Source organism: Nonomuraea sp. NPDC049378 (assembly GCF_055586745.1).
On the sequence record NZ_JBVJHP010000017.1, the window covers coordinates 192,335 to 203,490 of the forward strand.

Consider the following 11,156-nt stretch of genomic DNA (forward strand, 5'->3'; position numbering starts at 1 on the left):
GTGACTCGTCGCGCGAAAATCGTCTGCACTCTCGGCCCCGCCACATCGTCCAAGGAACGCCTGCACGAGCTGATCGCCGCCGGCATGGACGTGGCACGGTTCAACCTCAGTCATGGCAACCATGACCTGCACAGAGAGGTCTACGACCGGGTCAGGGAGGTGGCGGCCGACCTCGGCCGCGGTGTAGGCGTGCTCGCCGACCTGCAGGGCCCCAAGATCCGTGTCGGCACGTTCGAGGAAGGCCCCGTCAGGCTGGGCTTCGGTGACGTCTTCACCATCACCACCGAAGACGTGCCAGGTGACCGCGAGCAGGTCTCCACCACCTACAAGGGGCTGCCCAACGACGTCCGCCCCGGCGACACGATCCTCGTCGACGACGGCCGCCTCGTGCTCGAGGCCACCCGTGTCGACGGCGACCGCATCGCCACCCGCGTCGTCATCGGCGGCATGATCTCCGACAACAAGGGCCTCAACCTGCCCGGCGTCAACGTCAGCGCGCCCGCGCTGACCGACAAGGACGAAGCCGACCTGCGCTGGGCGCTGCGCACCGGATGCGACATGATCGCCCTGTCGTTCGTCCGCCGCCCGTCCGACGCCGACGTCGTGCGCAACATCATGGAGCAGGAGGCCGTGCGTCTCCCGCTGCTCGCCAAGATCGAGAAGCCGCAGGCCGTCGACCGCCTCCCCGACATCGTCGAGGCCTTCGACGGCATCATGGTGGCCCGCGGCGACCTCGGCGTCGAGCTGCCGCTCGAGCAGGTGCCGATCGTGCAGCGGCGCATCATCGAGCTGTGCCGCGAGAAGGCCCGCCCGGTCATCGTCGCCACCCAGATGCTCGACTCCATGATGAGCTCCCCGCGCCCCACCCGCGCCGAGGCCTCCGACGTGGCCTACGCGGTCATGGACGGCGCCGACGCGGTCATGCTGTCCGGCGAGACCTCCGTCGGCAACTACCCGATCGAGGCCGTCTCCACGATGGACCGCATCGCCTGCGCCGCCGAGAAGCACTCCCTGCACGCCACCCACACGCTGGAGCGCATGCCGGAGACGACCGGCGGCGCCATCGCCAGGGCCGCGGCCGAGGTCGGCGCGATCGTCGGGGCCAAGGCGCTCGTGGCGTTCACGATGTCGGGCGAGACGGCCCGGCGGCTGGCCCGCTACCGCTCGCCGATCCCGCTGCTGGCCTTCACGTCGGCGCCCCACGTGCGGGGGCAGCTCTCGCTGACGTGGGGGGTGGAGACGTTCCACGTGCCGTTCGTCCACCACACCGACGACATGGTGCGGCAGGTCGAGGCCTCGCTGCTGTCGTCGGGGCGGCTGGAGAAGGGCGACAAGGTCGTCATCGTGGCCGGCTCACCTCCCGGCACCCCCGGCTCCACCAACGCCCTGCGCGTGCACACCATCGGATCCGCCGTGTCCCACGCGCACTGACTTTTTCCTTGCCCGCTTCGCGACCGGGTGCCCCGGGCCACGAAGCGGGCCGACCGTGCGCTCCGTTACGGCGGGCGGCCGCTGAAGGGTCAGCGGCCGTTTCCTGGAAGGTCCCCAGCCACCTGCGGTGGGTGGCTGGACCAGGCGAAGCCGTAAAGGAAGAAAGCCTTTATATGGTCGCGTCAGTTGGCGTGGAGGGCGGCGTTGAGTTCGATGGTTCCGCCCTCGCGCGGCACCGCCTCCACCGCGCCCGACTGCGAGTTGCGGCGCAGCAGGATGCCGTTCGAACCCGACAGCTCGGCGGCCTTGACGATCCGGCCGCCGGGCAGGGCGACCTTCGTGCCCGCCGTCACGTAGAGTCCGGCCTCCACCACGCAGTCGTCGCCCAGCGAGATGCCGATGCCGGCGTTCGCGCCCAGCAGGCAGCGCTCGCCGATCGAGATGACCTGCTTGCCGCCGCCCGACAGCGTCCCCATGATCGACGCGCCGCCGCCCACGTCGGAGCCGTCGCCGACCACCACGCCGGCCGAGACCCGGCCCTCGATCATCGAGGCGCCCAGCGTGCCGGCGTTGAAGTTGACGAAGCCCTCGTGCATGACGGTGGTGCCGCTCGCCAGGTGCGCGCCCAGGCGCACCCGGTCGGCGTCGGCGATCCGCACGCCGGACGGCATCACGTAGTCGACCATCCGCGGGAACTTGTCGACGCCGTACACCGTCACCGCGCCCCTGGCCCGTAGCCGCAGGCGGGTCCGCTCGAAGTCCGGCACCGGGCACGGGCCCGCGTCGGTCCACACCACGTTGGCCAGCAGGCCGAAGATGCCGTCGAGGTTGACGCCGTGCGGCCTGACGAGGCGCGCGGAGATCAGGTGCAGTCGCAGGTAGACGTCGTGCGCGTCGACGGGGGCCTCGGAGAGCTTGGCGATGCCGGTGCGCACCGCGACCACCTCCACGCCCCGCGCCTCGTCGGGCCCGGTCAGCCCCGCCAGTTCGCCGGCCTCGCCGGCGGGAAGCCGCTCGGTGCCCGAAACGGGCGCGTCGCCCAGCTCGGGTGCGGGGAACCAGGTGTCGAGCACGGTGCCGTCGGAGGCGATGGTCGCGAGGCCGACGCCGAACGCGCCGGTCGAGGTGGGATCGATAGCAGTCACGGGCCAAAAATACCGTTTCCGCTCAGCTCAGGGCGCCGAGGTCGGCGGAGAGCCAGTGTTCGGGCCGCATCCTGAACGTGACGAGCGCGTGCAGGTCGGAGCCCTGCACGTAACCCGACACGGCGTCGGGCGGCAGGTAACGCGCCGCGATGCGCCTCAGATCCTCCAGCGTCGTGGGATCGGAGCGCACCAGCGGCCCCTCCACCGACACGTACCGGTAGGTGGGGCTGACCCGCTGCACCAGCATCGAGAACCGGCCCGCCTTCGCGATCAGCCGGGCCTTGACCGAATCGCCGTCGGTCAGGAACCGGATCTCGCCACCGGGGTGGTAGTCGTACCAGACGGGTACGTTCAGCGGCCCCCGTCCCTCGCCGCCCTCCACGGCGAGGCTCGCGATGTGCGGCTCCGCCAGGAACGCCTCCCGTGCCGCCACGTCCAACGGCATGCGCCCACCCCCGTCTTCATCGATCTTGATGACGGTCATTCCCGGTGGGAGCGGTCCCGAAAAGCCACTTGCTGTCCCTTTCCACGCCGGTCGTCCGCCGGTCCTGGCTCGCCGGACCCCGGTCCCGCGGTCCCCGTCTCGGAGCGGACGGCCCTCCTTGCAAGGTAAGGCTAACCTAATCTAGCATCTGCCGCAGAGGGAGGCGATGCCTCGGTGGAGACACTGCTGAGCAGACTCAACGGCACCTACGACATCCTGGGAATCGGCTTCGGCCCATCGAATCTCGCGCTGGCGATCGCCTTGCGGGAGCACAACGCCCGGGTCCCGGCACCCGAACGGGTCCACATGCGGTTCCTGGAGAAGCAACCCGGCTTCGGCTGGCACAAGGGGATGCTTCTCGACGACGCGACCATGCAGGTGTCATTCCTGAAAGACCTGGTCACCCTGCGCGATCCCGCCAGCGATTTCAGCTTTCTGTGCTTCCTGAAGGACAGCGGCAGGCTGGTGGACTTCCTCAACCACAAGACGCTCTTCCCGCTGCGGATCGAGTTCCACGCCTATTTCGAGTGGGCGGCCGAGCGGGTGCGGGACCTGGTCGCGTACGCCGAGGAGGTCGTGTCCGTCGAGCCGGTGACCGCGGAAGGCGGTGGCGTCCCCGCGTTCGACGTGATCAGCACGGACCCGGAGCGTCCCGGGCACACCACCGTGCGGCGGGCCCGTGACCTGTGCGTCGCCACCGGGCTGGAGCCGCACCTGCCGCCGGGAACGGTCGTCTCCGACCGGGTGTGGCACAACAGCGAGCTGCTGCCCCGGGTGGCCGCCCTCAAGGAGGCCGGGGTCCCGGTGCGGCGGGCCGTGGTGCTCGGGGCCGGCCAGAGCGCGGCCGAGACCGCCGACTACCTGCACCGCACCTTCGCCGGCGCGGAAGTCTGCGCCGTCATCGCCAAATACGGCTACACCCCCGCCGATGACAGCCCTTTCGCCAACCAGATCTTCGACCCCGAGGCCGTGGACACGTTCTTCGGCGCTCCCTCAGCGGTCAAGCAGTCCCTGCTCGACTACCACCGCGGCACCAACTACTCCGTGGTGGACATGGACCTCATCGAGTCCCTCTACCGGACCATGTACCGGGAGAAGGTCCAGGGCGGCGAGCGGCTGCGCGTCCTGCGCGCCTCACGCATCCGCGAGGTCGGCGAACGGGACGACCGGCTCGACGTCACGGTCGAATATCTGCCCACCGGCGAGCACGAGGTGCTCGAGGCGGACCTCCTCGTCCACGCCACGGGCTACCGGCCCCAGGACATCGGCACCGTCCTCGGCCAGGCCGCCAAGTTATGCCTGCGCGACGACGAGGACCGGCTCAGGATAGGCCGCGACTACCGCGTCGAGACGCCCGCGCACGTGTCGGCGGGCATCTACCTGCAAGGGGCGGGTGAACACACCCACGGCCTCACCTCGACGCTCCTGTCCGCCACCGCCGTCCGCGCCGGCGAGATCCGCGACTCGCTGCTGGCCGGTCACACGCCGCGGGCCAGGGCGGCGACATAGTGGTCCTCTCCGATCGCCGGCCGGCCGCCCCGGCGGACCGGCCGGCGGGCGTCGCCGCGGGCAACGCCGGCCGGAGCGGCTGGCTGCTCGTGCTCGTGGCGGCGCTGGTCGCCACGTGCGTCCTGAGCATCGCCGTCGGCACCAGGAACATCGGCCTCGACACGGTCTGGGACGCGTTCGCCCACGCCGCGGACACCGACGACCAGGCGATCGTGCGCGAGTTGCGGGTCCCGAGGACCGTGCTGGGGCTGCTGGCGGGAGCCGCGCTCGGCGTCTCGGGAGCGGTCATCCAGGCGGTGACGCGCAACCCGCTGGCGGACACGCAGATCCTCGGGATGAACGCGGGAGCGGCGCTCTTCGTCGTGTTCGCGATCGGGGTCCTGGGCCTGACCTCCATCTGGTCGTACGTGTGGTTCGCGTTCGCCGGGGTGGCCTTCGCCACCGTGCTCGTCTACACGCTCGGCTCCATCGGGCGCGGGGAGGCGACGCCGCTCCGGCTGACGCTCGCGGGCGTGGCGCTCGGCGCCGTCATGGAGGGCGTCTCGGCCGCGATCCGGCTGCTGAAGCCGCGAGCCTTCGACTACCTGCGCTTCTGGGACGTCGGCACGCTCGGCGGCCGGCCGCTGCCCATCGCCGAAGCGGTCGCGCCGTTCATCCTGGCCGGACTGGTGCTGGCGTTCGCCGCCGCCCGCTCGCTCAACGCCGTCGCGCTGGGCGACGACCTCGCCCGCTCGCTGGGCGCCGGCGTCACCCGGACACGCGTGCTGTCCGTGGTCTCGGTGGCGCTCCTGACGGGCGCGGCGACCGCGGCGGTGGGCCCGATCGGGTTCATCGGCCTGATGGTGCCGCACGCCGTCCGCCGGATCGTCGGGCCCGACCAGCGGTGGATCCTCGCGTACACGGTGATCTGCGCCCCGATCCTGCTGCTCGGCGCGGACATCGCGGGACGGGTGCTGATCCGCCCCGCCGAACTGCAGGCGGGCATCGTCACCGCGTTCCTGGGCGCGCCGGTGCTGATCTGGCTGATCCGCCGCCGGGCGGTGACGAGCCCGTGAGCGGCGTGGACTTCGGTCACCGGGTCGTCATCGTGCGCCGGCCCCGCGCGTCCGTCCGGTTCGGCGTGCGCACGGCGCTCGTCTGCGCCGCGCTCGGCCTCGCGGCCGCGGCGGTCGCCGTGCTCGGGCTGGGCACCGGGGAGTTCGAGGTGCCGCCGGGCGAGGTGATCCAGGCGCTGGCCGGGCAGGGACCGGGCGCGACGCGCCTCGTGGTCGTGGAGTGGCGGCTGCCGCGCGTGCTGCTGGCCCTGCTCATCGGCGCGGCGCTCGGACTGAGCGGAGCCGTCTTCCAGTCGTTGTTGCGCAACCCGCTCGGCAGCCCCGACGTGATCGGGTTCAACACCGGCGCCTACACCGGGGTGCTGGTCACGATGGTGCTGGCCGGCCGCGGCTACTACGAGACCGCGGCGGGCGCCCTGATCGGCGGGCTCGCGGCCGCCCTGGTGGTGTACCTGCTGGCGTACAAGCAGGGCGTGCAGGGATTCCGGCTCATCATCGTGGGCATCGCGATCAGCGCGGTCCTCGCCTCCGTGAACCAGTGGTTCGTCATCAGGGCCGACCTGCGCCTGGCGGTCGCCGCGGCGATCTGGGGACAGGGCAGCCTGAACACGGCGAAGTGGGAGCACGTCCCGCCCGTGGCCGCCGCGGTCGTGCTGCTCGCCGGATGCCTGCTGGCTCTCGGGCCGCGCCTGTCCCTGCTGGCGATGGGCGAGGAGCCCGCCGCCGCGCTCGGCGTGCGCACCGAACGGGCCCGGCTGCTCTATCTCGTCGTCGGCGTGGCGCTGACCGCCGTGGCCACCGCCGCAGCGGGACCGGTCTCGTTCGTCGCGCTCGCCGCCCCCCAGCTGGCCCGCCTGCTCACGCGTACGGCCGGCATAGCGCTGGCGCCCTCGGCCGCCATGGGCGCGCTGCTGCTGACCGCGAGCGACTGGCTCGGCCAGCGCGCGTTCGCCCCCACCCAGCTTCCCGTGGGCGTGGTGACGGTGTCGCTCGGCGGCCTCTACTTCGCCTGGTTGCTGGCCAGGCCGATGCGGAAGGCGAGGTCATGAGACTGAGCGCCAGGGACCTCACTATCGGCTACGACCACCGGCCGATCAGCGAGCACCTCAGCGTCGACATCCCGGACGGCGCGCTCACCGTGATCGTCGGCCCGAACGCCTGTGGCAAGTCCACCCTGCTCAGAGCGCTGTCGCGGCTGCTCAAGCCGTCCGCGGGACAGGTCGTGCTGGACGGCAGGGACATCCACTCCTACCCGGCCAAGGAGGTCGCCAGGCGGCTCGGCCTGCTGCCGCAGTCGTCGATCGCGCCCGACGGCATCACCGTGGCCGACCTGGTGGCACGAGGGCGCCACCCGCACCAGAACCTGATCAGACAGTGGTCGGCCAGGGACGAGGCGGCCGTGGTGAGCGCGATGGCGGCCACCGGCGTCACCGACCTGTCCGGGCGGCTCGTCGACACGCTGTCCGGCGGCCAGCGCCAGCGGGTCTGGGTGGCGATGGTGCTCGCCCAGGAGACCTCGATCGTGCTGCTCGACGAGCCGACCACGTTCCTCGACATCGCCCACCAGATCGAACTGCTCGAACTCTGCCTCCGCCTGAACCGGGAGCAGCGCAACACCATGGTGGCCGTCCTGCACGACCTCAACCAGGCCTGCCGGTACGCCGACCACATCATCGCGATGAAGGCGGGCGCCGTCGTGGCGCAGGGCGACCCCCGGAAGATCGTCACCGCCGAACTGATCGAGGACGTGTTCGGCCTGCCCTGCCGCATCATCGACGACCCGGAGACCCACACCCCGCTGGTCATCCCCCGATCCCACCACGCAGTCAGGAGTCACGATGTCCAACAATCCCTTCGACGATGAGAACGGCACCTTCTACGTGCTGGTGAACGACGAGGAGCAGCACTCCCTGTGGCCGACGTTCAAGGAGGTGCCACAGGGCTGGCGGGTCGTCTTCGGTGAAGGCGGCCAGAGCAAGCGCCAGGAGTGCGTGGACTACGTCGAGGAGCACTGGACGGACCTGCGGCCCAGGAGCCTGCGCGAGAGCATGGCCGCCGACCAGTGACGCGGCCCATGACCGGCCGGCGGGTGTTGTGGCGCGCGGTGACGCGCAACCGGTGGCAGCTCGGCACGGGGACCGGCCTGATCAGCCTGCACCAAGTCTGCGAGTCGCTGGTGCCGATCCTCATCGGGGTGATCGTCGACCGGGCCATCGGCCCGGGGGACGGCGGCGCGCTGGTGCTCTGGGTGGCCGCTCTGGCCGGCCTGTTCACCGTGCTGAGCATGGCCTACCGTTTCGGCGCCCGCCGGCTGATGCTCGCCATCGCGGACGAGGCGCACCTGCTGCGCGTCGAAGTGGCCGCCAAGATCATGCACCCGCGCGGGATCAGGACCGACCGCCGTGCCGGTGACCTGCTCACCGTGGCCACGACCGACACCGACAACACCTCCTACCTGCTGGACTACGTGCCGCGCGTCGCGGGGGCGGTGACGGCGACCGTGGTGAGCGCCGTCGCGCTGCTGGTGATCGACGTGCAACTCGGGCTGGCCGTGCTGGCCGGAACCCCCGTGGTGCTCCTCGGGCTCCAGGCCGCCACCCCGCTCATCACCAAGCGGGTCACCGAGCAGCAGGACCTCGCGGGGGAGGCCACCTCGCTGGCGGGCGACCTGGTCAGCGGCGTACGCCCGCTGCGCGGCATCGGCGCGGAGCGCGCGGCGGCCGGCCGCTACGACGAGGTCAGCAGGCGGTCCCTGCGGGCCGCGCTACGCGCGGCGCGCACCCAGGGCGCGTACCTGTCCGCCTCCACGGCCGGCGGCGCGCTCCTGGCCGGCGGCATCGCGATCCTGGCCGGGTGGTTCGCGCTCAACGGGAGGATCACCGTCGGCGAGCTCATCACCGTCATCGGCCTCGCGCAGTTCCTGATGGAGCCCATCGGCACGCTCGCCGTCGTGCCCGGCTGGGTCGCGGAGGCCAGGGCGTCCGCCGACCGTGTCGCCACCGTGCTCGACGCGCCCGCGCTGCTGCCGGAGGGCACGGAGACGCTCGACGCCGGCTCACCCGACCTCGAGCTGCGGGCGCTCAGGTACGGCCCGCTCGACGGGGTCGACCTGCACGTGCGCCCCGGCGAATTCGTCGGCGTGGTGCCCCACCGCTCCGCCGACGGGGAGGCGCTGGTCAGGATCCTGTCCGGCCGGGTGGCGCCCGGAGAGTACGAAGGCGGCGTCCTCGTCGGAGGCACGCACCTGGCACGCCTCGACCCGGAGCACGCCCGCCGGGCGATGCTGGTGGAACCCCACCTCACGGACCTGTTCACCGGGACCATCGAGGAGAACGTCACCGCGGGCGGCCCGCTGGACGAGACCACGCTGGCCGCCTCCGCCGCCGACCAGGTCGTCTCCGCCCACCCCGACGGCCTCACGCACGTCGTCGCGGAGCGGGGCGCCAGCCTCTCGGGCGGGCAGCGGCAACGGCTGGCGCTGGCCCGCGCGCTCACGGCACGCCCCGCGATCCTCGTCATGCACGACCCCACCACCGCCGTGGACGCGGTGACCGAGCACGAGATCGCCCGCGGCCTGCGCGCCCTGCGCCACCCCGGCTCCGGGGGGCTCACCACCCTGGTCGTGACGAGCAGCCCGGCCCTGCTCGCCATGACGGATCGGGTCGTGGTCCTCGACGGCGGCCGGGTCGCCGCGGAGGGCACCCACGCCGAACTGGCCGTCACCGACGACGACTACAACCGGGCGGTGCTGCGATGACCGGACCAGACAGGCTGCCCGTCGCCGACGCCCGCAGGACGTGGGCGTGGCTGCGGCTCGAACTCCGTGCGCGATGGATCGGCGGCACGCTCGCCGTGCTGGTGGGCGTCGTGGGCGCCGCCGCGTCGGTGGTGCCCGCGTACGCCCTGGGCACCCTCGTGGACCGCGTCAGGGAGCACGCGCCGGTCTCGGCGATCGTGCCCATCGCGGTCGTCATCGTGGCCGCGGCCGTCGCCGGCGGCGCGGCCACCGGCACGGCCACGTACCTGATCGGCCGGGTGTGCGGGCACATGCTCGCGGACCTGCGGGAACGTACGGTGGCCCGGGCGCTCAGCCTGCCCGTCACCACCCTGGAGCGGGTCGGCAAGGGAGATCTGCTGTCACGGGTCAGCACCGACGCCGCCTCGATCGGCAAGGCCGCCACCAGCGTGGTCCCCACGATGATCTCCGCCTTCCTGCTGGGCGTGCTGAGCATCGCGGCGATGGCCGGGATGGACTGGCGGCTCGGGCTCGCCGGCGCGGTCGCCGTCCCGCTCTACGTGGCGGCGCTGCGGTGGTACCTGCCGCGGGCGGCGCCGAAGTACGCCGCCGAGCGGCACGCCGTGGCCGGCAACTCGCAACTGCTGGTGGAGAACATGCAAGGTGCGCGCACGGTGCACGCCTACCGGCTGGAGCAGCGCCGGCTGCGCGACATCGGCGACGCCTCGCACCAGGTGCACGACATCTCCCTGTCGGTTTTCACGCTGTTCACCCGTTTTGTCGGCCGGGTCAACCGGGCGGAGTTCTTCGGCCTGGCCGCGATCCTCGTGGTCGGTTTCCTCCTCGTCAGATCGGGAGCCGTCACCGTCGGCCAGAGCGCCGCGGCGGCCGTGCTGTTCCACCGCCTGTTCAACCCCATCGGCATGCTGCTGTTCACGTTCGACGAGTTGCAGGCGGCGGCGGCGAGCCTCGCCCGGCTGGTCGGCGTGGTGGACCTCGCGCCGGACCCCGGCGACGACCCTGACCGCCCCGGCGGGGGCGCGGGCGGGCCGGCCGGCGCCGGGCTGGAGCTGTCAGGCGTGCGCTTCGGCTACGACGGCGGGCCGGAGGTGCTGCACGGCGTCTCCATCAGCCTGCCCGCCGGCGCCCGCGTCGCGCTGGTCGGATCCACGGGCGCGGGCAAGTCCACGCTCGCGGCGATCGCCGCGGGCATCCTGCGCCCCGGCAGCGGCACCGTGTCCGTCGGCGGCGTGGCGCTGCCGCCCGACCGGCTGCGCGCGCACGTCGCGATCATCACCCAGGAGGTGCACGTCTTCGCCGGCCCTCTCATCGAGGACCTGCGCCTGGCCAGGCAGGAGGCGTCGCCGGGCGAGATCGCCTCCGCGCTGTCCGCCGTCGGCGCGCTGGACTGGGCGACGGCCCTGCCCGACGGTCTCGACACGGTGGTCGGCGAGGGCGGCCACGAGCTGACCACCGCCCAGGCCCAGCAACTCGCCCTCGCCCGCCTGATCCTCGTCGACCCGGCGATCGCCATCCTCGACGAGGCCACCGCGGAGGCGGGCAGCCTCGGCGCGCGCACCTTGGAGGAGTCCGCCGCCGCGGCCACCCGGGGACGCACCACCCTGATCGTCGCCCACCGGCTGACCCAGGCCGCCGCCGCCGACCGGGTCGTCGTCCTGGAGCACGGCCGGATCGCGGAGCAGGGCCGGCACGAGGAACTGGTCGCCGCGGGCGGCCGGTACGCGCAGCTCTGGCGTGCCTGGGAGGCGCGCACCCCCACGTCGTCATCACGTTAG

Annotated in this window: 10 protein-coding genes; 8 read left to right on the forward strand and 2 right to left on the reverse strand. The window is 72.4% G+C overall.

Annotation, left to right across the window (positions count from 1 at the left end; genetic code table 11):
- Complete coding sequence (gene pyk / locus ACZ6SA_RS33690) at positions 1-1,431, forward strand: pyruvate kinase (RefSeq protein WP_132508412.1); 1,431 nt, start codon at positions 1-3, stop codon at positions 1,429-1,431.
- Positions 1,432-1,613: 182 nt separating this feature from the next.
- Here pyk and dapD read toward each other — a convergent pair whose 3' ends face one another.
- Positions 1,614-2,576, reverse strand: a complete 963-nt coding sequence (dapD, locus tag ACZ6SA_RS33695; protein WP_465832739.1) for a 2,3,4,5-tetrahydropyridine-2,6-dicarboxylate N-succinyltransferase — start codon at positions 2,574-2,576, stop codon at positions 1,614-1,616.
- A gap of 22 nt (positions 2,577-2,598) precedes the next feature.
- Positions 2,599-3,021 (reverse strand): pyridoxamine 5'-phosphate oxidase family protein, encoded by a 423-nt coding sequence (locus ACZ6SA_RS33700; protein WP_347642810.1) that lies wholly within the window; start codon positions 3,019-3,021, stop codon positions 2,599-2,601.
- Between the two features lie 213 nt (positions 3,022-3,234).
- On the opposite strand from ACZ6SA_RS33700, the gene ACZ6SA_RS33705 reads away from it, so the two are divergent.
- Genes ACZ6SA_RS33705 through ACZ6SA_RS33735 form a run of 7 tightly spaced genes read left to right on the forward strand, consistent with a single transcriptional unit; the run spans position 3,235 to position 11,156 of the window.
- Positions 3,235-4,569, forward strand: a complete 1,335-nt coding sequence (locus ACZ6SA_RS33705) for a lysine N(6)-hydroxylase/L-ornithine N(5)-oxygenase family protein (RefSeq protein ID WP_465832741.1) — start codon at positions 3,235-3,237, stop codon at positions 4,567-4,569.
- Positions 4,569-5,624 (forward strand): FecCD family ABC transporter permease, encoded by a 1,056-nt coding sequence (locus ACZ6SA_RS33710; protein ID WP_347642812.1) that lies wholly within the window; start codon positions 4,569-4,571, stop codon positions 5,622-5,624. Before ACZ6SA_RS33705 ends, ACZ6SA_RS33710 begins: the two co-directional genes overlap by 1 nt.
- A complete protein-coding gene (locus ACZ6SA_RS33715; protein ID WP_347642813.1) occupies positions 5,621-6,673 on the forward strand; it encodes a FecCD family ABC transporter permease in 1,053 nt (350 codons plus the stop codon). Before ACZ6SA_RS33710 ends, ACZ6SA_RS33715 begins: the two co-directional genes overlap by 4 nt.
- Complete coding sequence (locus ACZ6SA_RS33720) at positions 6,670-7,488, forward strand: ABC transporter ATP-binding protein (protein WP_465832744.1); 819 nt, start codon at positions 6,670-6,672, stop codon at positions 7,486-7,488. Before ACZ6SA_RS33715 ends, ACZ6SA_RS33720 begins: the two co-directional genes overlap by 4 nt.
- Positions 7,463-7,690 (forward strand): MbtH family protein, encoded by a 228-nt coding sequence (locus ACZ6SA_RS33725; protein ID WP_347642815.1) that lies wholly within the window; start codon positions 7,463-7,465, stop codon positions 7,688-7,690. The genes ACZ6SA_RS33720 and ACZ6SA_RS33725 overlap by 26 nt, the downstream gene beginning before the upstream one ends.
- An 8-nt stretch (positions 7,691-7,698) precedes the next feature.
- The gene (locus ACZ6SA_RS33730) at positions 7,699-9,381 is read left to right on the forward strand and encodes an ABC transporter ATP-binding protein (protein WP_465832747.1); all 1,683 of its coding nucleotides are present in this window, start codon (positions 7,699-7,701) and stop codon (positions 9,379-9,381) included.
- Entirely contained in the window at positions 9,378-11,156 is a 1,779-nt protein-coding gene (locus ACZ6SA_RS33735; RefSeq protein WP_465832749.1) for an ABC transporter ATP-binding protein, read from the forward strand. Before ACZ6SA_RS33730 ends, ACZ6SA_RS33735 begins: the two co-directional genes overlap by 4 nt.

Bases quoted from the DNA above. Each gene is read 5' to 3' on its own strand.
- ACZ6SA_RS33700 (WP_347642810.1), bottom strand. From the start codon at position 3,021: ATGCCGTTGGACGTGGCGGCACGGGAGGCGTTCCTGGCGGAGCCGCAC.
- ACZ6SA_RS33720 (WP_465832744.1), top strand. From the start codon at position 6,670: ATGAGACTGAGCGCCAGGGACCTCACTATCGGCTACGACCACCGGCCG.
- ACZ6SA_RS33725 (WP_347642815.1), top strand. From the start codon at position 7,463: ATGTCCAACAATCCCTTCGACGATGAGAACGGCACCTTCTACGTGCTG.
- ACZ6SA_RS33730 (WP_465832747.1), top strand. From the start codon at position 7,699: ATGACCGGCCGGCGGGTGTTGTGGCGCGCGGTGACGCGCAACCGGTGG.
- ACZ6SA_RS33735 (WP_465832749.1), top strand. From the start codon at position 9,378: ATGACCGGACCAGACAGGCTGCCCGTCGCCGACGCCCGCAGGACGTGG.